The sequence below is a fragment of the Anaplasma phagocytophilum str. Webster genome (assembly GCF_000964685.1).
Taxonomy (GTDB): domain Bacteria; phylum Pseudomonadota; class Alphaproteobacteria; order Rickettsiales; family Anaplasmataceae; genus Anaplasma; species Anaplasma phagocytophilum.
Genome location: NZ_LANS01000001.1, coordinates 176,787 through 200,663, shown reverse-complemented (window position 1 = coordinate 200,663; position 23,877 = coordinate 176,787). Strand labels below are relative to the sequence as shown.

General features: G+C 42.7%; 20 protein-coding genes, 1 tRNA gene and 2 pseudogenes. 16 read left to right on the top strand and 7 right to left on the bottom strand.

Going from position 1 to position 23,877, the window contains the following annotated elements:
- Window positions 1-528 precede the first annotated feature (528 nt).
- Window positions 529-1,587: an FAD-dependent oxidoreductase gene (locus APHWEB_RS00685; RefSeq protein WP_011450458.1), complete on the top strand. Its 1,059-nt coding sequence runs from the start codon at window positions 529-531 to the stop codon at window positions 1,585-1,587.
- Here the strand turns inward: APHWEB_RS00685 and APHWEB_RS00680 are convergent.
- A pseudogene (locus APHWEB_RS00680) lies at window positions 1,587-1,970 on the bottom strand (transketolase); the annotation flags it as partial. The gene APHWEB_RS00685 and the pseudogene APHWEB_RS00680 overlap by 1 nt on opposite strands.
- A 133-nt stretch (window positions 1,971-2,103) precedes the next feature.
- Between APHWEB_RS00680 and APHWEB_RS06190 the strand changes: the two are divergent.
- On the top strand, window positions 2,104-2,418 hold the full coding sequence (locus APHWEB_RS06190; RefSeq protein WP_020848829.1) for a hypothetical protein: 315 nt from the start codon (window positions 2,104-2,106) through the stop codon (window positions 2,416-2,418).
- A gap of 59 nt (window positions 2,419-2,477) precedes the next feature.
- On the opposite strand, the pseudogene APHWEB_RS06980 reads toward APHWEB_RS06190, so the two are convergent.
- The 3 genes and pseudogenes from APHWEB_RS06980 to APHWEB_RS00665 form a co-directional block, all read right to left on the bottom strand.
- A pseudogene (locus APHWEB_RS06980) lies at window positions 2,478-2,615 on the bottom strand (hypothetical protein); the annotation flags it as partial.
- A gap of 375 nt (window positions 2,616-2,990) precedes the next feature.
- The gene (locus APHWEB_RS00670; protein ID WP_011450460.1) at window positions 2,991-3,938 is read right to left on the bottom strand and encodes an FKBP-type peptidyl-prolyl cis-trans isomerase; all 948 of its coding nucleotides are present in this window, start codon (window positions 3,936-3,938) and stop codon (window positions 2,991-2,993) included.
- Between the two features lie 3 nt (window positions 3,939-3,941).
- On the bottom strand, window positions 3,942-4,802 hold the full coding sequence (locus tag APHWEB_RS00665) for a polyprenyl synthetase family protein (protein ID WP_020848830.1): 861 nt from the start codon (window positions 4,800-4,802) through the stop codon (window positions 3,942-3,944).
- 285 nt (window positions 4,803-5,087) lie between these two features.
- On the opposite strand from APHWEB_RS00665, the gene APHWEB_RS00660 reads away from it, so the two are divergent.
- The 4 genes from APHWEB_RS00660 (at window position 5,088) to APHWEB_RS06975 (ending at window position 8,136) form a co-directional block, all read left to right on the top strand.
- Window positions 5,088-5,160, top strand: a tRNA-Glu gene (locus APHWEB_RS00660).
- Window positions 5,161-5,355: 195 nt separating this feature from the next.
- Complete coding sequence (locus tag APHWEB_RS00655) at window positions 5,356-7,167, top strand: ribonucleoside-diphosphate reductase subunit alpha (protein ID WP_011450462.1); 1,812 nt, start codon at window positions 5,356-5,358, stop codon at window positions 7,165-7,167.
- A 67-nt stretch (window positions 7,168-7,234) separates the two neighbouring features.
- The gene (ruvX, locus tag APHWEB_RS00650; RefSeq protein WP_011450463.1) at window positions 7,235-7,735 is read left to right on the top strand and encodes a Holliday junction resolvase RuvX; all 501 of its coding nucleotides are present in this window, start codon (window positions 7,235-7,237) and stop codon (window positions 7,733-7,735) included.
- A 266-nt stretch (window positions 7,736-8,001) separates the two neighbouring features.
- Window positions 8,002-8,136, top strand: a complete 135-nt coding sequence (locus APHWEB_RS06975) for a hypothetical protein (protein WP_011450464.1) — start codon at window positions 8,002-8,004, stop codon at window positions 8,134-8,136.
- Window positions 8,137-9,173: 1,037 nt separating this feature from the next.
- On the opposite strand, the gene APHWEB_RS06830 is transcribed toward APHWEB_RS06975, so the two are convergent.
- Window positions 9,174-9,365 carry an adenylosuccinate synthetase gene (locus APHWEB_RS06830; protein ID WP_230468226.1) on the bottom strand — a complete coding sequence of 64 codons (192 nt, stop codon included), beginning with the start codon at window positions 9,363-9,365 and terminating at the stop codon, window positions 9,174-9,176.
- Between the two features lie 435 nt (window positions 9,366-9,800).
- Window positions 9,801-11,105 carry an adenylosuccinate synthase gene (locus APHWEB_RS00645; protein WP_011450467.1) on the bottom strand — a complete coding sequence of 435 codons (1,305 nt, stop codon included), beginning with the start codon at window positions 11,103-11,105 and terminating at the stop codon, window positions 9,801-9,803.
- 1,482 nt (window positions 11,106-12,587) lie between these two features.
- Here APHWEB_RS00645 and APHWEB_RS00640 point away from each other — a divergent pair.
- Complete coding sequence (locus tag APHWEB_RS00640) at window positions 12,588-13,163, top strand: hypothetical protein (protein WP_011450468.1); 576 nt, start codon at window positions 12,588-12,590, stop codon at window positions 13,161-13,163.
- A gap of 82 nt (window positions 13,164-13,245) precedes the next feature.
- On the opposite strand, the gene APHWEB_RS00635 is transcribed toward APHWEB_RS00640, so the two are convergent.
- On the bottom strand, window positions 13,246-13,863 hold the full coding sequence (locus APHWEB_RS00635) for an OmpA family protein (RefSeq protein ID WP_011450469.1): 618 nt from the start codon (window positions 13,861-13,863) through the stop codon (window positions 13,246-13,248).
- 335 nt (window positions 13,864-14,198) lie between these two features.
- Between APHWEB_RS00635 and APHWEB_RS00630 the strand changes: the two genes are divergently transcribed.
- The 9 genes from APHWEB_RS00630 to dnaK all read left to right on the top strand — a co-directional run bounded on the left by APHWEB_RS00630 (window position 14,199) and on the right by dnaK (window position 23,869).
- A complete protein-coding gene (locus APHWEB_RS00630; protein WP_011450470.1) occupies window positions 14,199-15,674 on the top strand; it encodes a gluzincin family metallopeptidase in 1,476 nt (491 codons plus the stop codon).
- A 7-nt stretch (window positions 15,675-15,681) separates the two neighbouring features.
- Window positions 15,682-17,685, top strand: coding sequence for a transketolase (tkt, locus tag APHWEB_RS00625; protein ID WP_020849252.1), 2,004 nt, complete (start codon window positions 15,682-15,684; stop codon window positions 17,683-17,685).
- A gap of 24 nt (window positions 17,686-17,709) precedes the next feature.
- A complete protein-coding gene (locus tag APHWEB_RS00620) occupies window positions 17,710-17,967 on the top strand; it encodes a monovalent cation/H+ antiporter complex subunit F (RefSeq protein WP_011450472.1) in 258 nt (85 codons plus the stop codon).
- 6 nt (window positions 17,968-17,973) lie between these two features.
- Window positions 17,974-18,285 (top strand): monovalent cation/H(+) antiporter subunit G, encoded by a 312-nt coding sequence (locus tag APHWEB_RS00615; RefSeq protein ID WP_011450473.1) that lies wholly within the window; start codon window positions 17,974-17,976, stop codon window positions 18,283-18,285.
- Window positions 18,275-18,841: a DUF4040 domain-containing protein gene (locus APHWEB_RS00610; protein ID WP_020848835.1), complete on the top strand. Its 567-nt coding sequence runs from the start codon at window positions 18,275-18,277 to the stop codon at window positions 18,839-18,841. Before APHWEB_RS00615 ends, APHWEB_RS00610 begins: the two co-directional genes overlap by 11 nt.
- Window positions 18,838-19,278: a Na(+)/H(+) antiporter subunit B gene (locus tag APHWEB_RS00605; RefSeq protein WP_020848836.1), complete on the top strand. Its 441-nt coding sequence runs from the start codon at window positions 18,838-18,840 to the stop codon at window positions 19,276-19,278. Before APHWEB_RS00610 ends, APHWEB_RS00605 begins: the two co-directional genes overlap by 4 nt.
- Before the next feature lie 64 nt (window positions 19,279-19,342).
- A complete protein-coding gene (locus tag APHWEB_RS00600; RefSeq protein WP_226988840.1) occupies window positions 19,343-19,666 on the top strand; it encodes a cation:proton antiporter subunit C in 324 nt (107 codons plus the stop codon).
- 102 nt (window positions 19,667-19,768) lie between these two features.
- Window positions 19,769-21,670 (top strand): Rne/Rng family ribonuclease, encoded by a 1,902-nt coding sequence (locus APHWEB_RS00595; RefSeq protein WP_044108158.1) that lies wholly within the window; start codon window positions 19,769-19,771, stop codon window positions 21,668-21,670.
- A 249-nt stretch (window positions 21,671-21,919) separates the two neighbouring features.
- Window positions 21,920-23,869 carry a molecular chaperone DnaK gene (dnaK, locus tag APHWEB_RS00590; protein ID WP_044104082.1) on the top strand — a complete coding sequence of 650 codons (1,950 nt, stop codon included), beginning with the start codon at window positions 21,920-21,922 and terminating at the stop codon, window positions 23,867-23,869.
- Window positions 23,870-23,877: the final 8 nt, after the last annotated feature.

Genomic DNA, 23,877 nt, shown 5'->3' with positions numbered 1-23,877 from the left:
GCTCATATTAGAACTTGTCATTTCTCCTTGGCATGTGAGAGCTCTCATCGTATTTTATAGGAAGACTTGTGTTTATGAAGCGCTATTTTCTTAGGTATACAGCACTCTAGAGTGGCTAATGAAATCTTATAGTTACACTGTATGCCTTCTTCCATGGCATAAAACAGTTGCATTATATCCATGACTTGCGGCTCTAAGAGCATTATAAATGAGTGCTAATTCAGTAAGCATTTTTGTAGCAGAAGAATGCCTTATTCTGTCTTAGGTTTCGCGAGAAAATACTCTTTGGTGTCGATATGTGAATAAGATATTGTGAAATGCGATCTTGAGTATGATCCATTTTCTCGAGTCACTAGGGAGTGTACAAATGCGATATTTTGCTAACTTAGTGGTATGATACAGTAAATATTCTATGATTTGCATGCATGCTACAAGAGTCTACCCTTCCTTTAAGGTATTTGCCCGAAAGCAAGTGCTGTGATATCTGTCTCTTGTTATAATTTCCAGCGGTATGTTTAAAGTAGTTGTATGGTAAAAACTGCAGGTATAGCTGGAGCGGGATTGGTAGGGAGAATCTTAGCGCTTGTGTTACTTAGAGATGGGTGGCGTGTCACTATTTTTGATCGAGATGATACCATAGGCAAGGCAAGTTGTGGCTACATTGCTGCAGGCATGCTTTCTCTATACTCAGAAGCAGAAAATACAGGTGATTTGGTAATAGACTTAGGATACAGATCCATGGAGCTGTGGCCGCAGATTCTTAGTGACATAGGCGCTGAATTTTGCCTACAGACCTCGGGTAGCGTCATGGTTGCACATGCTGCGGATTTATCAGATCTAGAAATGAAGTGTGCTATTATCAGGAATAGATTTCCCGATGTGTTTAGTGAATTGCGCATCACTAATAAAGTATACGAGTTAGAAGAAGGCATTTCAGCCCCCTATGGAATGTATATAAAAGACGAAGGTAGCATTGATAGTATCAATCTCTTTAAGTGCCTGGAGCGCGCACTCAGGGATTATGGTATTACGTGGTATAGTAACGTCAATGTACTCAAAGTGCAGTGTGCGGAAATTGTTACTGAGCAGGGATTGCATACGTTTGATTTTGTATTTGATTGTCGAGGGGTAGGTGCAAAATCTGAAGTTGCTGGTTTGCGGGGTGTGCGAGGAGAAGCAATATTGGTTAAGGCTCCAGGAGTGACTATAAAACGTGCAGTACGCATGATGCACCCTAGATATAGTGTTTATGTTGTTCCTCGGCAGGAGAACATGTTCATTGTTGGTGCTTCAGAGATAGAGAGTTGTGACTATTCCGAAGTATCAGTGCAGTCAGCCTTAGAAATGCTTTCAGCGATATACTCACTACATCGAGGATTTGCTGAAGCAAGAATATTAGACATGATGTCTGCATGTAGGCCGGCCTTCCGTGACAATGTTCCCAGAGTATTAGTGGAGGACAGAGCGATAAGAATAAACGGTTTATACAGATATGGTTATCTTTGTGTTCCGGCAATAGTAGAAGAAGTACTGTCATTATTGAACGGTGGCACTTTAAATCACCAAGCTTTATTTTCCAAAAACTAAGCCAAGTGCTCCACAGGCTGATGAGTAGGTCCATCCTCGCCAACCCCTATGGAGTCATGAGTCATTACGTAAATAGCCTGAAGAGCCATTAAAGCAGATAATCGTATTGCAGGCCTACAGTAATCAGAAAACACCAAAAAGGTTCCGCCATAAGGAATAACCCCAGCATGAAGAGCCATTCCATTCATACATGCGGCCATGGCATGCTCTCTTATACCATAATGAATGTATGACCCAGAGAAATCTTCCTTCGTAATAGGCTTCATCCAACTAGCTTTAGTATTATTAGAAGAAGTTAAGTCCGCAGAACCCCCTACAAGATTATTCACCCTTTGCGAGAAAAACTCCAGCGCTCTACCAAAGGACTTTCTAGTAGCTTCAGCAAAACCTAGATCTCTAAAATGCTCATCTAAACCTTCTGAATTGCATCAATAGATAATAGCCTAATGGCACTTGCCATCTCAGTTAGCTGAGTAGAATACTGCACAGCAGCGCTGGATTAGAAGCATCGCCCCTGTGCGTGAGCTAGAGAAAAAGTATGCAGATTCTGCAGGAGGTGAAGGTGTTCTAAGAGAGCAGATTACAGAAGGGCAATATGCTCAGGGCACTACGAATCTTGCTGTAAGCTCTAGGAAGGTAGAGCTTACGGCTACAAAATATTCTCAAAAGGAGTGCCTTCAAGAAGCGGTAAATTCTACAGATGTGGTTGAAAAACCTGTGCTAATCAGAAAGACCACTACTAGTAAAGCTGTAACTGGAGAAACTGCTAGAGCATCGACTTCTAAAGATCTAGACGCGAGATCTGCACAAGTGTATGAGCTAAGTGCTTGATATTCAGACGCTATAACGAGAAAGAATGCTGAAAAAAGGGAACGGGGACTTAACCACGCAGTTAATCCTGAAAAATCACCACTTTCGATATTTTCCAAAACAGCAACTTTCGGATCATCAATATAAGAAAAAATTTGTGTAGCAGTTATTGCACCTAGTACCTTACTCGGTAGATACCCAAAACAGCTACTCACCCAGTAATCGTCTTGCTCTTTATTTTATGGAGCTGGTAGCAGAAATAGTGAGGCTTTGTTTCCAATATCACATTCGTAGGGGTTTATGTGGTGCAGATATGTTATATCTGTAAAGTGGTGATGTATATGAAAGGTACTGTTCCTGAAAATATGAGATAACACACTGGGACGTAAAGTACCAAGGTAAAGTCTTTTGAATGTGCGCTGTACATAGAGTGTAACTTTTCTCAATTGCGTACTGAGCGTTTCCCAACATAAGAGCAGGGAACATAGCTTGGTAACAAAATGCTCAAGGTGCGCGAAAGCAGATACTCCTAAAACCGCAAACTACAGAATATACTATACGCCCAAGTTCTTTTCACCTAGTGAATCATCGATCTATGTGTTTTCCTCAGGATCGCTATCCATCCACAGCTCTAAGATTTTTATGGTAGAGTTGTCAAAGTCTGCATCCATGCTTAATCCGGCTAAAAGATCAGGAGGAACTATAACAGACCTCATACTGTCAGATTGCAGGTCTACCGCAGCTAAATCCAATGCTATAGGTACTTGTCGTGCACCCACAGTGAATTTTGCCTTTAGGTTCTCATACAGAACGTTACCAGAGGCATCCCTAACATTATACACCACCGATACCTTATCTCCACATCGTGACACAGTGATCGGTTCCTTATAGTCGTAATCTGTTCTCACCTTATCAAAAACCATGAAACGCTCTAAAGCGCTTGCAGAAGGCTCTGAGGAGTCTATTGATGTTAAATTAACATAGTAGCTAAGAGCATCTCCATCATTGTTAAGAGTTACCACTCGACTACCATCAGCACGCATGCCAATCATACCTTGATTAAGTGCAGGCACTTCATGTGTTCCAAGCTGAAAGTTGAGATGTAATACACTGTTCTTAACTCTTTCCGCTAACTCCGTTTGAGATAAGGTACCAATTTTCTCCCGATCCGAGGCTGACGATTGTACCACCATCGCAGTGACCATTTGACCGCACACTACTGAGGATCCTTGGCCTTCTTGCACATCATTGAAAGAGAAGCTGACTTTCGGTGGTAACTTAAGTGTCAAACTCTTGAAGTAGTCCTCAAGGCCTTGATCTTTGATGTACTGGTCTATTCGTGCTTCTAATATTGGACGTATTAATGAAACGCCTATCCGGTACCCAAGGCTATTTGAGTTCTCCACACTAAGGGAATAAGGCTTATCGGCAGTATAGCGCGCTTCATTCTCTGTGAGAAATACGGAAACCACTCTCAGTACAAGAAATAGTGCAGAAACCACTACAGCAATCTTGAGCACCCAGCATGTAATTCTTTTCATAAGTCACAAATTTCTTATAAACGCAACAAGTTCCTTCAACACTGCGGTATCTTCATCAATTCTTTCTAGATACTCCTCGCTTTGATGTAACAAATAGTCTATGTATTCAAGCGTCTTTTCCCTACCTAATATGCGAGCAATGTTCAGGCAGCTATCATCTTCATTTATATCACATAAATCGTCCTTAGCTTGAAATGCGCACCCCAAGGTCTCACCATAGGATGCCAATGCTTGCTGGTTGGCAGTAGAAACCTCAGCTAGTATTGCTCCAGATTCACATGCAGCAGAGAATAATCGAGCTGTTTTCAATTTGTGAATTTGCTTTACAGCCTCCAGTGAGGGTTCTAAATTTCCCATATCAAGTGCTTGTCCTGCAACCATACCACGGTGCCCACAGGCATCGGAAATAACTCTGATTATAGCGCATTTAACAGTGCAACTTTCATCCATGGAAGACAATAATTCAAACGTTAACGTCAGCAAAGCGTCCCCTGTGAGGAGTGCTAACGCTTCTCCATGCTCTATATGGCAACTATTCTTACCCCTCCTAGTAGGCGCATTATCCATAGATGGTAAGTCATCATGTACAAGGGAGTAAGAGTGAAGCACCTCAATTGCAAGACACAGGGGCAAAGTTCTCTCTATGCTTACACCAAAGGTTTGAGCAACGGAACTTGCAAGAAAAGCACGCAGACACTTACCTGGAGGGAGTATACAATAGCCGATTGCGTCTACCAGGCCTGCAGCAGGCCCTCCAGTGACCTGCGTTTCAATGAGTTTTGTAAGCTCTTTTCCTACCAAATTAGAGAAGTCTTTCACGCGTTCCTTTATGTGGCAACGCATCATTACATAATCCTCACCCATAAGAGACAACTAATATACAGCAGTTTGTTAGTATTACCAGGTTTTTACGTGTTAGTCATATCAGCAAAAATTATTCTAGGGCTCTACTGATAGTTTTGTATCTTGAATATTTTTCTCTTTTCAAGATGTGTCATTATCTGCTAAGTTGTGAGGGATTTGTGTTCCTGAATCAGCACAGTGTGATAGGTTTTAGCCGGGTGCGAGATTTGTTGTTGCACTGTGAAAAAAGTAGCAGGAATTTTGTTTGACTGTAACGGCATTGCTGAATATATTTGTGGTAGTTATGACTCCTTCGTCTAGTGGTCTAGGACCCCACCCTTTCACGGTGGTAACGCGGGTTCGACTCCCGTGGGAGTCACTCCTTAAGCCGTGCCAGCTCAAGAGTGCGCGTAGGTTTTTTCCGTTTACATTTTTTTCTCTTGCGGTTTGTCGTCAGGGGTGGATTAACTTGTGCCTTTTTTTCTATGCATACTGTATATCGTGCTAAATTTCTGATATAGATACTGTATGTGTTATACGAAGGAATTGAGACCCAGATTTTGTCTCAGTGATAATGGTAGTTGGGGTATATAACGTGTCGCAGATTGTTATAGATTACACTCGTGATGATAACCTTACGAATTTTGGCAAGGCTGTTTTGTCAGATCGGTATTTATTAGAGAAGGAAGATTATCAGCAGCTTTTTGTGCGGGTGGCGCAGTATTACTCGGATGATAGCCAGCATGCTCAGAGGTTATACGATTACATGAGTAAACTTTGGTTTATGCCGGCCACTCCGATATTGAGTAATGGTGGCACTAGTAGGGGGTTGCCTATATCGTGTTTCTTGAATGAGACAGAAGACAGTCTTGCGGGAATATTGAATTTGTGGAACGAGAATGTATGGTTGGCCTCTCGTGGTGGTGGAATAGGCAGCTATTGGGGTAATTTGCGTTCTATAGGTGAAAGAGTTCGGGGAAGTGGTAAGACTTCGGGCATAATCCCTTTCATTGTTGTACAGAATGCGTTAACTCTTGCTATTAGCCAGGGTTCTTTGCGTCGTGGTAGTTCGGCCGTATACCTTCCTGTGTGGCATCCTGAGATAGAGGAGTTCTTGGATATAAGACGGCCAACAGGGGGAGATCCCAACAGAAAGGCTTTGAATATTCATCATGGTGTGTTGTTGTCTGATGAATTTATGGAAGCTGTGGAGCATGATAAGACGTGGGATTTGCTTAGTCCTAAGGATAAGTGCGTGATTTCCACGGTAAAAGCTCGGGATTTGTGGATCAAGATATTGACGACTAGGGTAGAGACGGGAGAGCCTTATATAATTTTTGTAGATGCAGTTAATAGGTGCAAGCCCGAGATATACAAAAAGCTAGGCTTAGACGTGAAGATGTCGAACCTATGTACGGAGATTACTCTTACTACGGGTGAAGATCATTTAAAGAAATCCAGGACAGCGGTGTGTTGCTTATCTTCGCTGAACCTGGAATATTATGATATGTGGTGTGGCAATCCTCAGTTTATAGAGGATGTTATGCGGTTTTTGGATAATGTACTGACAGATTTTGTGCAGAAAGCACCTACAGAGCTGGAGAGGGCTAGGTATTCTGCAATGCGGGAGCGTAGTATTGGCATAGGTGTAATGGGCTTTCACTCGTTTCTACAGAGCAAAATGGTACCTTTTGAGTCTTTTGCTGCAACTATGTGGAATAAGAAGATCTTTTCGTATTTAAAAAGCCAGGCTGATGCCGTTTCACGCAAGTTGGCTCTTGAAAAGGGGGCGTGTCCTGATGCTCAAGATGCAAACGAGATGGAGAGGTTTGTGCACAAACTTTCTGTGGCGCCTACTGCGTCTATATCTATCATAGCTGGTAACACTTCGCCTGGTATAGAGCCGTATGCGGCCAATGTGTTTACCCACAAGACTCTTACTGGTTCGTTCATAGTGCGCAATAAGTTTCTACAGGAATTACTGAAATCTAAGGGTAAAGATGATGATCAGGTTTGGTCGTCGATATCCACGAATGAAGGGTCTGTGCAGCATTTAGACTTTCTCACTGACCACGAGAAGCTTGTTTTTAAGACGGCGTATGAGTTGGATCAGCGTTGGGTTATAGAGCATAGTGGCGATAGGACGCCATATATATGTCAGGCGCAGTCAGTGAACATATTCCTTCCGGCTGGTGTACACAAGAGATATCTGCATAAGGTGCATTTCTTAGCGTGGAAGAAGGGTCTGAAGAGCTTGTATTATATGAGGTCTAAGTCAGTTCAAAGGGCAGATAAGGTTTCTCATGAAGTGAATGGAGCTGCAGCGGTGGTGCCTCGTAAGCAGCTAACTAATTTCAGCTACGATGAGTGTTTGTCCTGTCAGTAACGCTGGGGTATTGCGTGAAGAGCGGTGACTAGGCGAGAGTGGGAACTTTATTTACGGCTATAAGGTGATGCTGTGCGAGAGTATTAGGGAGCTTTTCTCGGCGTTGGAACCTGGCAGAAGGATTCTAGGTATAGACTTTGGGGAGAGAAAAATAGGATTGGCATTGAGTGATCCTACCTACCTTATAGCCATACCGCACAGCGTATATCATAGGCGTAACATGCGCCAGGATCTTGGCGAGTTGAGTGCTGTCTTGCGTTCTGAAGATGCTGCTGTTGTGGTTATGGGAAATCCGCTGCAATCAGATGGTTTGGAAGGGGAAATGTGTCAGATTGTGCGTGCATTTGCCCAGAAGTTAATTAAGAAGTCAGGGGTAAGCATATATCTTCACGATGAGCGGTATACCACTGCCATGGCTAGTAGGGCAACGCGTGAAGCAGGTTTGCGCCGGAAGGAGTCTCAAAAGATAGATGATAAGATATCTGCGGCATTGGTTCTGCAACAGGTCTTAGATATTGCGCGAGCAGAGGGTATACAGGCCACGGGTGGTAATAATAGTTGTCTGTGATCGTGCGGCATTAGAATATATACTGATTACTAACGATTACACATTGGGTGCATTTTGGGGTATGCTGTGGTGGAATATGTTGTTCCTTGTACTCTTGCGAGAACTCAATACACATGTGGGTGCCGTATGGAAATGTCGCAACTTGGTTCTACAACAGGTCTTATATGTGTTTTGTGAGAGCAGAGGGTATACAGGCCACGGGTGGTCACGATAGCTGTCTGTGATCGTGCGGCATTAGAATATATACTGATTACTAACGATTACATATGAGGCGCATTGTGGGGAAGGTTATTTCCGCCATTATAGAGACTTTTACACATTCTTGTACCGCGTTGAACTCTTATAATTTGGCCTTGCAGCAGGTTTCAGATAGTGTAATCGCAGGGAGAGCAGGTGGTTAGAGCTTTGATGTAGAGTTTTGCAGCATTATGCTGTGTGCTGGACAATAGTCACATATTCAGTATGTATCAGTGCGTTACAGGCATGCACGATAGGGGGAGATATTGTTTCTGAGACTCCTTTATGAACTATAAGCATGTGCTGCACTAGATATACAACATAGTTCTGCAATAGGTCTTAGATATTGCGAGAGTAGAGGGTATACAGGCTATGGGTGGTAATAATAGTTGTCTGTGATTGTGCTGTGTGGGAATGTTACAACAACGTTCTGATGTGAAATGGCACTGTGTTTAAGAGTGTTTTGAAGCCTGATACCAGGATAGTCTATGATATTACGTTTATTTGCAATGGAGGCGCGTAAAAGCATATTGTTTTTTATTAGCTGATGTGTCTCGGTATATAAGTACACTAGGTATTTGTATTACGGAGGAGAGCATTTGTACGGGCCTAGTGTAAGAGGCACTTATAGTTGTAATACATAATGTATTTTTAGTCCCGTTGAGCTTAGATTTCAGTATAAATTCGTAGGTGTGTAAGTCTGTTATGAGTGTTTCAGTGGCTGAATATAAGGGATAAGCTCGTTTATGGGTTGCGAGTAGCTGGTGTAGGAAAAGCAGCTGTAAATCGCGACATTTATGCGTTGAAACTCCTGGCAGCATATTTTAAGAGTTTCTAAGAAGTTTGTATCATGCAGAGTGGTGCAAACTCACAAGTGGAGTAACAAAAAAGCCCGCATAAGCCATAGAAATAAAACTTTGAAGAGTTTTGACTGCCAGTGCGTGGAATACCTGGTTTCGAGAGTATGTTAAGCGATGTATATGGCACTTTTTTCATAAATTGTGCAGACGTACGGTATGTATGTGGAGTTTTGCACATACAAGGAGCAATATAAAATGAGGAAAAGTCCAAGCAGGGGCTTTTATCCGATAATCAGAGTGTGAGCGCTATCATCCACAATTCACAATTAAAGAGTTTCCAGTGAATTGGATGAAGAAGAAGGTCTCGTCGCTTAACTAGATACACAATCGCTAGCATGGATTTAGCTATAGATGAGTTGTCTTCCAGGAACAATATGTGATCTCTGTCGAGTAGATACTAGGCTGACATGTATTTGCACAAGTTCCTCGATTCTTTGAACATATGCCAATGCATTTGTAGGAAGATCGCTCTCAGACATAGCGCTTAAAGTGCTGCTCTGCCATCCGGGTAAGACCTCATATATTGGCTCCAAAGCGCTCTGTATGTGAGAAGCAGGTTGCTTTACGGAGTCAGATTGTGAGTGTTGTAAAAACAACCTCTTAAAGGTTATAGAGAAGTCGGGAGCGCTAACATCATGTAATCGCTGCGAGCCAGCATGGCGCCTTTTCCCAAAATAAGGTATGCACCATGAAGTACGAGCTATTTGTTTCTTAGAGTACGCAAGGGATTATTTGATCCATATCTACTTGTTTGAGGTAATTGTTTATAAAGGTGAACTCATCCAAGCATTTTCATACCCAGAAAGTGTTCTTGAAACCGCGGTACACTTGAATGTCCTGAGTGCAAAGATACAACGAGGAACTCCAAATGATACGTTACCAACATAGAGACATGCTTTACTAATATGTACCAAACAGCACAACAAAAGAAGCAGTCCTCTACTTAGCTAAGCAGTGACACAATCTCTCTAGTATGACTTAGCGATAGATGAGCTATCTCCCAAGAAAACTATGTGATCTCTGTCGGGACTGGTAGATACCAGGCTGACAGGGATTTGCACAAGTTCTTCGATTCTTTGAACATACGCCAACGCATTGGCAGGAAGATCGTTCTTGGACACAGCGCCTAGAGTGCTGCTCTGCCATCCGGGTAAGACCTCATATATTGGCTCCAAAGCGCCTTGTATGTGAGAAGCAGGTGGCAGATAATTGTAAAATGACTCACCATGTTTATAGCCCACACATATCTTTATTTCACTCAATGTGTCCAAAACATCTAACTTCGTCAAAGCAAGCTCAGTAGCGCCTGATAACAACGCTGCATGACGTACTAGGGCTGCATCAAACCAGCCGCACCTACGTCTCCGCTTGCTCACAGTACCAAACTCTCTGCCTCTTTCGACCATTAAATCGTCCAAATCTCCAGTGAGTTCAGTTATGAACGGGCCATTGCCAACTCTGGTAGTATATGCCTTAGCCAGTCCAAGTACACGAATACTGCCAGGAGAGCCAACTCCGCAACCGATTGGAACACAGCCAGCAAGAGTATTACTTGAAGTTACATACGGATACGTTCCGTGGTCTATATCAAGCAATGCGCCTTGTGCACCTTCAAACAGAACAGTCTTACCTTCGGCGAGTTGTTCGTAAATCATACCCCCTACGTGCTTCATAAACGGCAATACCTTAGGGGCTATGAACAGTATTTCCTCCATAACCTTTTCGCTCTGCAATTCATCCTTATTTGTGGCTTTTCTGAGCAGATTATGGTAGGAGAGCAGGAACTCTACTTTCTCACGAAGCGATTTCTCATCTAACAAATCGCAAAGTCTTATTGCACGACGGCCTATTTTGTCCTCATAGCAAGGCCCGATACCCATGCAAGTTGTGCCTATCGCGTGCACACCACGCAAATTCTCGAGTATCACTTCGGTTTCCCGATGTACGCTGAGCACAAGCGGACATGTCTCAGATAGAGACAAGTTTTCTGGAGTCAACTCAATATTGCTTTCTTGCAACTTTTCAATCTCTCTTACAAGAGCATAAGGATCAAGCACTACCCCATTTCCGATTATGGACTGCTTACCAGGTCGCAACACGGATGACGGCAGCAAACTCAGCTTATAGACCTTACCTTCTATTACTATGGTATGACCAGCATTGCTTCCACCCTGAAACCTGACTACGGTATCGGCATTTTCGGATAGCCAGTCTACTATTTTGCCTTTTCCTTCATCACCCCACTGTAGCCCAACTACTACTATACTTGGCATCGAACGTCCGTAAAAAACACCAGGTCAAGCTAGCAAAATAAAGAAATAGTGTCAACACTGATCGGAGAGAAGCATACCTCTTAGGTATTTTGTCGAGAGTATAAAAACCTCTATGAGTCCGAATTTTGCACGGGATAATATGGCTTATGATGTTTTTCTTTAAGTTAATAAGGAGCATGGTTGTACATCCATGAATTGTATATGTAAAAATATTTACATAATTCCTCGAAAGCATTTGACATAGAAACTGCAAGTTTACTTATTCAATATTCATAATCACCGTACATATACATAATGCTGCAGAAAAAGATCCACTGTGGAGGAATCTCAGTATCACTGCATAAAATGCACAAGCCGTGGCTAGATATCTATTTTATATGTCTTATCGCTACATGGCTCTAACTCTTAAATATTTGTACTCACAAATACGCAACGTGTTTCTTCTTGATGATGCAATCTTCGTGCTACAAACAAAAAGCAAACGCCGTTGAATAATATCTGCGTTTTATGTGGATTCCGGTTACGCCACTCCAATTTGCGATATTCGTAATCACCTGTGTAAAGACGCACGGGTGCTTAAAGATCTATTTTGAGACAATCTCATCACCGGCACAAAATACAGGGCTATTACTTGATTACCTTATTTTATATTGCTCATAGCTGTGCGACTTAGGGTATAACTGTGATCTTCTATATAGAAAAATCAGTATCTAAGCATTCACTGCATTTTCTGACAATTTATAGGAGGATTTGATTTTTATACATGGGCAGAGTGCGTATAGTAAAAGGTTTGCATAAAATTTCACTATTTTTTCATAGCATAAACTGCATTCCCCCCCCCTTAAATGTATTCCAAACAACAAGGAACCATAACGCAGCATCGAGCTACTTAACTTCTACTCCTGGTTTAATAGTAATAGTAGACTTGGTGCAATGCTTCTTATGACAGTATATGCTTTGCGTATTATTCTCTTAACAACAACCAGTTAGTGCCTGTAGATTTGAATAGCAGCAGGTGTGTGCATTGCGAATAACAATGCCGTACATGGCGTTATAAAGTGATTTTCCTCGGTAATTAGGATACAGCTTTTCGCTTCAGATCATGAGTATTAGCACTAGGTGGCAAATATCCGTGTAAGCTCATAATCATGGAAATGCTACAAGTATGCTTACTGTGTATATACCCTCGCCTGACCGTAAGACATGAAAATATATAAGTTGAAGTGCTTGTAGCTGTATTACCAACTGTACTTATTCATGGAACATTGCAGAGCGTCAACTACGGCGCAGTTACATCATGTATATTCAGTACTAAATAGCCATTTGCAAGTTATATGGTGGCTTCAGGCTAAGCTGCAGATTTGTGCGACAGAGTTTCAGCTGTACTACAAATGGAGCGCGGGAGAAAGAATAGGCACCTTGTCGTTTATCTATATCTTTTTTACTTAGTTTTGCTAGACCTCAGGAAGGCGTAATGGCGGCATGATATACAATGCGCGAGACATGGCCATTGTATTGGGAAAGCACGTTGATATTCCAGTAGTGTTGTGTACAGCGACTCCATCACTGGAAACCATGAATAACATACAGCAAAAGAAGTACAATCATGTAGTATTGAAGAGAAGGTTCGGAGAAGCGGTGATGCCAGATATAATAGTGGCGGATATGCGCAAAGACGAACTAAAAAAGGCATGGATGTCTACATGCTTATACGAAAAGATATGTGAAACACTTGCAAAACAGCAGCAAGTAATGTTGTTCTTGAACCGACGGGGATATGCAAGGCTTGTACTATGCAAACAATGCGGACACAAAGTAAACTGTCCAAACTGTTGTACGTGGCTTACGGAGCACAGAGTTTTAGGGGCAATGCTATGCCACTACTGTGCGTATAGTTGCGAGATACCAAGAGAGTGTCCATCGTGCCAAGAGTATAACACCATGAGCCCATATGGTGTGGGTATGGAAAGGATACTAGAGGGTATACAAGAACTCATCGATGCAGAACATTTCACTATTCTGAGCAGTGATATAGGTATACCGGCGAATTCACAATGATGAGAAACTTAGCCACGATCCCAAAGATATGTCACTCTCTCTTCCAAATTAACCCACACCATAGAAAACACAGATAGTGTATCTAGTTAGCGATTGCGCTAGAGAATTCAGAAGCTTCCATGTCCTCACCTTCAGCGGAGGCATTGGAATTTTCGGAGGTAATGGAAGAAGCAACAGGCGCATGCATGTCAGCTACACCACTCCTTGGAATGTGTGCAAACTCCACCACTATCACAGCTCTACGATTTTGCGCGTTGGCTTTCTCAACCTCCTGAGCATCAGTAGAATATACCAAAACCTCTGGTTCCGCCTTTCCCCTAGATTGTGTTGTGACCCTAGGAGCCAGAGATTTATCGCATCCTATGATGAATTGCTTAACGGCATTAGCCCTTTTTTCACCTAACGCAAGACTATATTCTTCAGTGCCGGTAGCGTCTGCGTGCCCAATTACCACCAAATACATGCTGTCATCCTGTCTGAGCTGCTCAACAAGCTCCAGAATTACCTTCTTTCCGGGACCCTTTAGATCGTACTTCCCGATATCGAAATATACTTTCTCAACTTTTTTTGCAAAAGCAACACTGCGGTGACTTCCAAGGTCATGACGTCCAACTCCGACGTTACTATCTGGAAGAAGAGTCCCACAGCTTGTAACACTGAGCAGTGCCAGTAGACAAAAAAACGACGAGCGCCGCAACATAGTAGCACCTCCTCTGCAGTAAACTTACATTAAACAACTGAAAAAGCCATAACCGAAAAGGCCACACACCACGAATAGATCATTGCTTAAAACTACACCAAGTCAAGTAAAATAATTTTTATCTATTTTGCCGATTTGTGGTGGCTTTAGTTGTTATGTGTGCTAAAACTTAGGGTGCATTTTCCTGCATTTCCTCAGCACACCGAGTGGTCTGTGGGTTATATCGCAGCGTGCTGAGTCGATTGGGGTAGCATTTTCTGGGGCTATTAGCTTAGGTGCGTAACTTCCGACGGGTGCGCGTTTTTTGGAAGTAAAAGGTTTCGGTGATTGTGCATATGAAGCAATATAAGTTATTGGAGCAAGTTTTTGTCAAAATACGCAACATAGGTGATGTGATAAATGAGCTCTGCTATGGAAGGCCGTTGGTAGCAGACGGAATGGACAGGATACATACGTTGCAGGAGATTCGGCAAGAGATCATAGAGAGTGAGATTGTCGCTGAGGCCATTAAGGCGTCGCTTTCCAACAAGAGTAAGCTGGGAGATTGGGAAGTAGCAAACTTGCATTGCATAAGCAGATTGCACAGAACCCTTAAGAATGTACCGGCTGATTTGCTGAGTGCTTTAACTACTGCGAGGATAGACTGTAGGAACAGGTGGCTCCTCTTCAGAGAAGGCAGTGAGTCGGCTAAGAATGTAATGGAGCGACTGGTTGATGTAGTAAAGCTCTCGTCAGAAGTTGCGCAAATAAAGTCTGGAGACCTTGGATTAGCGAGTAAGTACGATGTCATGCTAAAAATGCATGATGGTGATATGGATACCAAGAGGATAGATGAAGTTTTTACTGATCTGGGGGCGTTTTATCGGCAGTTTTTCAGTGAAGTGCTAGAAAAGCAGAGTGGGAGCAAGATTCATCTTGCAAAGTCAATAACTTGCGAGAAGCAGAGGTTACTGCATGAGTATCTAGAGGCTTCAATTTATGCTTCCGATGTTTCTTTGATTGACGTTCACCGCAAAGACTACGGGTGTTCAATTTTCAGATGTGAAGATTTTGGTGGTGTTTCCTGCGACGAGCTAGATTATAGGGTAGGGCTTAGGGGAGCGCTTGATAATATAGGGCGTACGCTATACTGCGTGAATTTGCCTAAGAGATGGAGAAGGCAGCCTGTTGGTGATTTCCCCGGAAGTGTGATGTTTGAGGCTCAAGGAATGTTGATGTCTCGACATTTGCTAATGGATAGTAGGTTCATGTCCTTTGTTTTGCCTGCTATGAAAAAGACGTTCTCTCTGCGGGGTAAGGTGGCTGATTCAGGTAATGTACATAGGTACCTTTCTGAAGTCAGGCCAGAGTTACTGCTTGAAAGAGCGGATGAAGTTTCTTCCCTGGCGCATGTAATGTTAAGATGTGCTCTAGAGAAGGAGCTGATAAATGGCGATCTAGCAGTTGAGGACTTGCCTGATGCTTGGGAGCAAGGTGTTAAGTATTACTTCAATCAAGTAACTAAAACAGAACAGGAAGGCCTGTTACAAGACGATTACTGGGTGAGTGGCTGTTTTGGGTATCTGCCAAGTAAGGTACTAGGTGCAATAGCTGCTACACAAATTTTTTCTTATATTGATGATCCGAAAGTTGCTGTTTTGGAGAATATCGAAAGTGGTGATTTTTCAGGGTTAACTGCGTGGTTAAGTAAGTACATATACTCTCACGGTGGACGATATAGCAGTACAACGCTGTTAAAGAAGATCACCGGACGTAGAATTGACGTAGATGCTTATAAAAACCATCTGGTAAATAGATATCTAAGCATGTGAGTGCGTTATGGGAGATGAGAATCAAGGCGCTGTGCAGTATTCTACTCAGCTAACTGAGATGGCAAGTGCCATTAGGCTATTATCTGTTGATGCAATTCAGAATGCTGCTTCAGGTCATCCTGGTATGCCCTTAGGTATGGCTGATGTAGCTGCTGTATTGTTTTCTAAATTTTTGAGATTCAGTGTACAAAACCCAAACTGGATCAATCGGGATAGACTGGTCATGTCTAATGGACATGGTTCCATGCTTATTTACTCCATACTCCATTTATTAGGGTACATCAGCATAGATGATATAAAGAAATTCAGGCAGTTGCATTCCATAACTCCTGGTCATCCCGAATATGAGTGTACACCTGGTATAGAAGCTACTACTGGTCCTTTGGGTCAGGGATTGGGTTGTGCTGTTGGAATGGCTATTGCTGAACGGATGCTTGCGCAGAGATTTGGCGGTGATCTAATTGATCATTACACTTACGTCATGGCCGGGGATGGGTGCTTGATGGAGGGTATTAGTCATGAAGCAGCTTCCTTAGCGGGGCATTTGGGTCTGGGTAAGCTTATAGTTCTATTTGATGACAATGGTATCTCTATAGATGGAAAGATTAGCCTTGCCTCTTCTGATAACGTAGCTGCGAGATTTGCATCATATGGCTGGGATGTCTGGGAAGTAGATGGGCATGATTTTGGTCATGTATATGCTGCTATCGCCTCCGCTAGGGAGACTAATAGGCCATCTATAATAGCATGCAAGACTATTATAGGGAAGTTTATGCGCTCTAAAGAGAATACTTCTGCAGCGCATAGTTGGCCTTTTACGCCTGCTGATGCTCAAGAAGTTAGAGAGTCTCTGGGGCAGGGAGAAAGTAAGGCTTTTGAGGTAAGTACAGATGCTTCTGCTTTGTGGAAAGAAGTTAGGGAAAGAGCGGAGTTGGAGTATGAGTCTTGGCTTAGCAAGTCTGAGCAATGTGACAAAATAGGCGAATTGAATGCTGCTACTACTAAGGGTGTACCTGAGTCTGTATTTGAAGGTTTAGATGAGCATTTTAGAGATCTAGGTTTTGCTGAAGCTACTAGAAAGTCCTTTGGTAGAGCGCTGGAGTTTTTCTCGCAAAGGGTGAATAATCTTGTAGGGGGTTCTGCGGACTTAACTTCTTCTAATAATACTAAAGCTAGTTGGATGAAGCCTATTACGAAGGAAGATTTCTCTGGGTCATACATTCATTATGGTATAAGAGAGCATGCCATGGCCGCATGTATGAATGGAATGGCTCTTCATGCTGGGGTTATTCCTTATGGCGGAACCTTTTTGGTGTTTTCTGATTACTGTAGGCCTGCAATACGATTATCTGCTTTAATGGCTCTTCAGGCTATTTACGTAATGACTCATGACTCCATAGGGGTTGGCGAGGATGGACCTACTCATCAGCCTGTGGAGCATCTTGCGTCGTTGAGAGCTATTCCAAATCTTTATGTTTTTAGGCCGGCAGATGCTGTGGAAGTTTTGGAGTGCTGGGAAATTGCATTGAAGCTTACTAAGTCTCCATCTTTGTTTGTGTTGTCTAGGCAAAATGTGGAACCAATGAGGTCTGAGTTGGGCCGTGAGAATCGCTCTGGGAGAGGGGCGTATATTCTCAGGGAGTTTGAAGGAGATCTTAGGGTTACCATTTTTGCGACAGGTACAGAGGTTGGGGTAGCAATGGCAGCTTGTGATATCCTTCATAAGACTTATGGGGTAGGTACTAGGGTTATATCTATGCCTTGTTGGAGGTTATTTGATCAGCAAGAGAAAAAGTACATTTCTGGGTTGTTGGATAATAATAGTCTTAAAGTAGCGGTAGAAGCGGGTAGTTCTGTTGGGTGGCATAAATACATTGGTAGAGATGGCATATTTATAGGGCTTGATGAATTTGGGGCTTCTGGTAAATGTGAGGATTTATATGCGCACTTTGGTATAACGAAGGAGAATCTGGTTTCTAAGGTGCTGGCTAGGCTGCATCCTGCTGTTTAGGTTCTGTGTGGATGGGAGTGTGACATGCTGAAATTTTCTATTTTTGTTTTGTTGGCATGTGGGGCTGTGATGTTATTTAGAATCGTGAGTGCTCGCAGTGTTTACGACAGAATTCTAGCGGTGAATGTATTTAGCACTTGTGTAGTGATGCTCATTATGCTCCTTGGAGCCATGGGAGGTGCTGTTGAATTGTTTATAGACGTATCGCTGATGTATGCTTGTGTTGGGTTAGTGGCAGCGGTTGGTTTTGCTAGATTTTTTCTCTATAACGGTTGGAGGTAGTTAAGCATGCTTCTTCCTATGATTGGCATGGGGGTTATGGGATTGGGTATAGTTTTCGTTGTTGTTGCTGTTGTGGGAGTGATTCGACTTCCTGATTTTTACTCTAGAGTCCATGCAGCAAGCATACTTGATTCTTTGGGCATGATTCTTATATGTCTGGGTTTGGCAATGCAGTACGGGTTTTCGGTGTTTACATTAAAGACTTTAGTGCTAATTTGTTTATTATTAATTACGAATACTACTATATGTGGCATTTTGACGGGTGCTGCATGTAATTCTAAGGAGAACGACGGGTCGGATAGTTTAGATGTTTTCTAGTAACAATATAATTGACGGCATGTTGCTGTTATTCCTCGTAGTTTTTGCTAGTGCGGTGGCATTTTTTGAAAATTTGCTAGTGAATACTGTTACTATGTGTGCATTTAGCATAACTATTGCTACCTTATATTTGGTTATGAGTGCTCCTGATGTAGCGATTACTGAAGCTGCTGTAGGAGCTGGTTTTAGTACTGTCTTAATGTTGCTCGTGCTTTCGTACCTTGGGAATTGGGATACTGCTAAAGTTCGTAATATATGGCATACCTGTGAACGAGTAAAATTGCTGGTAGCTGGCGCTCTTTCAATGATGATGTTTGCGGCACTGGGATATGCAGTGCTCGATCTGCCGAAGTTTGGTGATGCTACATCGCCTGCTAATTCTGTGTCTAGTTTATCGTTAGCTGATGTCTATGCTGATACAGATATTCCCAATTTAGTAAGTGCTATTTTAGCGAGTTTACGGGGATATGATACTATGTGCGAAACACTGGTAGTTTTTACTGGAGCTATGTGTGTTTCATTATTAGTTGGAAAAGGAGGGCATAGGAGAGTATGAGCAGGGTGGTAGCCATATTTCGTGATGATTTCGCGCTACGTTATGTAACTTCCTTCATGTTTTCTGTTATTTTAATGTACGGGTTTTATGTGCAGGTTCATGGGGATTTTAGCCCTGGAGGAGGATTTCAAGGTGGAGTTATTGTGGCATCTGCGATTATTATGTATGCCATGGTCTTTGGGGATGTAAGGATTAGGGAGGTTTTACCAAATTTAGTTACTGTCGGGGCCATTGGGCTGTTCATATACATTATGACGGGGATGGTATCCATACTTTTCGGTGGGAATTTTTTATCTTACGTATTTTTGCTGTTTGATTCTGTGACTGAGCAGAAGCTTGGGGTATTTATTGTAGAGTTGGGAGTCGGTATTACGGTATGTGCTTCCATCGCGAGTGTGTATTTTGACTTTGCATCATTGAAAAATGATATAAACTGAGTTTGCAGAGCTGTAGTATAAGATTTTAGCAGCTCAAGGGACGAGTGCTCTTGCGTAGGTGGAAATGCTGATGACTTTCTTAATGTCGCATATAAATTACATAGCCTTTGCATTTTTCGCATCTATAGGGTTGTTTATTGTTGTTACTAGTGGCAGCCGCATAAAACAATTGATGGGTTTGGGTATTTTCCAAACCTCAGTATTGATATTTTATGTGTCTTTAGGCTACGTAAGTGAGGGTATTGCGCCCATAGTTTCGCGAGGGGATGCAGCGCTGTCGTATAGCAACCCTTTGCCAAGTGTCTTGATGTTAACTGCTATTGTTGTGGGTGTGGTCACTGTGGCAGTGGGGTTGGCTATTGTTGTTAAGATAGAGAAGTCGTCTTGAGCTAGGTCAAGTATTGCCATGTGTGCATATCTAGCTTCTCGTGGGTATTGGGTTACGTGGTGTAAGGTAGTTTTTTAATTTATTTAGTGTTGGTTGTGTTTTGTGTCTAATAGTGGTAGTGGAAAGAGAATATTAATTGATGCCGTATACCTAGATGAGATAAGAGTTGCGGTGCTCGACGAGGGAAAGGTTGTTGAGTTTGATCAGGAATTAAAGGATAGGAAGCAGTTACGTGGGGGGAATATTTATTTCGCTGTTGTTCGGCGTATTGAGCCTTCATTGCAGGCTGTTTTTATAGAGTATGGTGTAGGAAAGCACGGGTTTTTGCCGTTTTCAGAAATAGCGGTTGAGCATTATCAAATTCCTCAGGAAGAGAAAGATGTTCTGTTGAAGAATCTGTATGGTGATAATTCGGAGCAAGATGAGCACTCTGAAGAGGAAGAGTGTACGGGAGATGCAGAGCCTTCTGAAGAAAGTAGTTCAGAAGATGCTGATAAAGTGCAGTCCTTAGCTGAGGAACAGCGAGCAGGCAAGAGGTGTTCTGAAGGCAAGAATGGCAAGGGCAAGTTGGTGCCGCACAAGATGTATAAGGTGCAGAATGTCATAAAGGTTGATCAGAAACTCATGGTTCAGATCACGAAGGAGGAGAGGGGTAGCAAGTGCGCTACTTTTTCGACTTATATAGTTCTTGCAGGAAGGTATTGCATTTTTATGCCAAATTCTGGAAACAAGAACAGTGGCATATCGCGGCGTATAGATGATTGTGTCCACAGGAAAAATTTGAAAGAGTTTCTAGATGAGATGAAGCTTCCAAAAGAGGCTGGTGTTATTATTAGGACTGCTGGGAGCAATAGAACTCATAAGGAATTGGAGCGAGATTTATCGTACTTACAGTCTACGTGGGATGAGGTAAAAAGTAGTTTTGAGTCTGTTACGCATCCTTCTCTATTGTACGTAGAAGCTGATGTGATAAAGCGCACTTTGCGCGATTTCTGTGATGAGAACGTCCATGATGTTGTGGTAGCTGGTAGTAAGGCATTTGGTCTTGTGAAGGAGTACGCAAAGTCTATGTTCGGCAATAGGCTGCGTGTAAGGACATATAAGGGTAGTATTCCCATATTTACGCATTATAGGGTCAATGCTCAGATTTTGGAATTGTATACAGATAAGATATATCTGCCTTCTGGAGGGTATTTGGTAATAACACCTACGGAGGCTTTAGTTTCCATAGACGTGAATTCTGGAAGAATGACAGGAGAAGATAGCATCGAAGAAACCGCCTATAGGACGAATATGGAGGCCGTAAAAGAGATTGCTAGGCAGGTGAATTTACGGGGATTATCCGGGCTCATTGTGATAGATTTCATAGATATGGTAAAGTATCGCTATTGCAGGGCTGTTGAGGCTGAGGTGCGCGAAGCTTTCAAGGGGGATAAAGCTAAGATTCAGTTTGGGTACATAAGTGCATTTGGTTTGATGGAAATTTCCAGGCAGAGGGTGAAGCAGAGTATCCTGGATAGCAGCACAGTGCAGTGTCATCATTGCAAGGGGGTTGGTAGAACGAGGTCATTAGAGTCTATTTCTGCTAGTATTTTGCGTGATGTTAGTTACGTGGCTAACAAGAATCCTGAAAAGATACTTGTGGTTTCTGTTGTTTCTTCGGTTGTATCGCATCTATTCAATAGCAAGCGAAGGCAGATTGCTGAGATAGAGAGTGAATTCAAAGTTCTCATCAGGCTTGATGTAGATGATAATCTAGGTATATCTGATTATAATATTCGTGCTGAGAAGGGCTATAGTAGCTTGCTTCATGAGGAGTTGTCTAGTGCTGTGGTCGTGACGGCAGATTCTGTTAAGAAAAAAGAGGAAGCAGCGGAATTGCCTGCTGAGGGTACTGATCATCAGAAGAGTCTGGCAGAAAATGTTGCGGAGGTTGGAGAGAGCGTGGTTGCGGTGACTTGGGTTGATAAGTGGTTAACGCGGATGCTCTCTAAAATATCGTAAGCATAGTTAGTGGGGTATTTGAGGCTTTTGGTGCTTCAATATAGAGCTAGTAACGGGGCGTGATGTTTGTTGGTAGCGTTTGTATTACTAGTTTCCTGACATGTATTGTGCATATCAGGTCTGTTGTGGTGTAAGGACACGTGTGTTGCTAGGTATCAGGGACATATTTCTCTAATTTTTAAATAGGGGGTTGTAATTTGCAGCTTTGGTTATTATATCTACCGTGTCTGAGTTTTTTGTTTTTTTCGAATGGGGGTAGTCATGGCGGCTGAGCGTATAATAGGTATAGATCTAGGTACTACGAATTCCTGTGTTGCTGTTATGGAGGCTGGTACCGCAAAGGTGATAGAAAACAGTGAAGGTTCGAGGACCACCCCGTCTGTTGTTGCGTTTACTGATAATGAAAGGCTAGTAGGGGAATTGGCTAAGCGGCAAGCAAATATCAATGCTCAGAACACGATATATGCGAGCAAAAGGATTATCGGCCGCAGATACGATGACATGAGGGATTTGAAGTGTCCTTATGAGGTGTTTCCTGCAAAGAACGGTGATGCTTGGATAAGAGCAAAGGGTGAGGGTTATTCTCCGGTTCAGATTGGCGCGTTTGTCTTGGAAAAGATCAAGGAAACTGCTGAGAGATACTTTGGTGCTCCAGTGAAGAAGGCGGTTATTACGGTGCCTGCGTATTTTAACGATGCTCAACGTCAGGCAACAAAGGATGCTGGTACGATTGCTGGCCTAGATGTTGTGAGAATAATTAATGAACCTACAGCAGCAGCTTTGGCGTACGGGTTAGATAAGGGTGACAAGCAAAGGACTATAGTAGTATACGATCTTGGTGGTGGTACATTTGACGTATCTGTTTTGGAGATAGCTGACGGTGTATTTGAAGTTAAAGCTACTAATGGTGATACTAAGCTTGGTGGTGAGGACTTTGATAATGCCATCATGGAACATATGATGGAGAGTTTCCAAAAAGAAACAGGTATAAATCTACGTAATGACCCTATGGCTGTTCAGCGGGTCAAGGAGGCTGCGGAGAAGGCTAAGATTGAGTTATCTACCAGGTTAGAGACAGATATAACTCTTCCGTTTATTTCTAGCGACAGCACTGGCGCGAAGCACTTGAGTTTGAAGCTGAGTAGGGCTAAGTTTGAGGGTTTGGTAGACGAGTTAATCGAGCGCACTATAGAGCCATGTAAGAAGGCTTTGAGTGATGCGGGTATTAAGGATAACAGTAAGGTCGACGAGGTTGTGCTAGTTGGTGGTATGACCAGGGTTCCTAAGGTTATTCAAAGGGTGAAAGACTTCTTTGGGAAAGAGCCATGTCAAGGTGTAAATCCAGATGAAGTTGTAGCTGTAGGTGCTGCGATACAGGGTGGTATCTTAACAGGTGATGTTCGTGATGTCTTGTTGTTGGATGTTGCTCCGCTATCTTTGGGTATAGAAACTTTGGGTGGTGTATTTACGCCTTTGATTGAGCGTAATACTACAATTCCTACTAAGAAGTCGCAGGTGTTCTCTACGGCTGAAGATGGTCAAACTGCGGTGACTATTAAGGTGTACCAAGGTGAGCGTAAGATGGCAATCGACAATAAGTTGTTGGGGCAGTTTAGTCTGGAGGGTATTCCTCATGCTCCACGCGGTGTTCCTCAAATTGAGGTGACTTTTGACATAGACGCTAATGGTATAGTGCACGTTTCAGCAAAGGATAAGGCTTCAGGTAAGGAGCAGACTATTAAGATACAGTCTTCTGGTGGCTTAAGTGATGAAGAAATCAAGAAGATGGTCAAAGATGCTCAGGACCGGGCGGAAGACGATGAAAAGCGTAAGAAGCATGTGGAGCTGAAGAATAGTTCTGAGGGGCTGATACATTCTGTAGAGAAGTCTTTGAAGGATTATGGAGATAAGGTTGCGGGTGCTGATAAGTCTAATATCGAGAGCGCTATCAAGGATTTGAGAGAGTGCTTGAATGATAGCAACTGTAGTACTGATACTCTGCAGCAGAAGTATGATGCGCTTATGAATCTATCCATGAAGCTGGGAGAAGCTGCATATGCGGCTAATAAGAATGACGGTGCGGGAAGTGCTGATCAATCTGGAAGCAGTAGTGGGGGTTCTGATGGTAATCCGGAAGAGCGTGTTGTAGATTCCGAATATCAGGAGATTAATAAGGACGAGGACAAGAAGAATACTTAGGTGTTGAT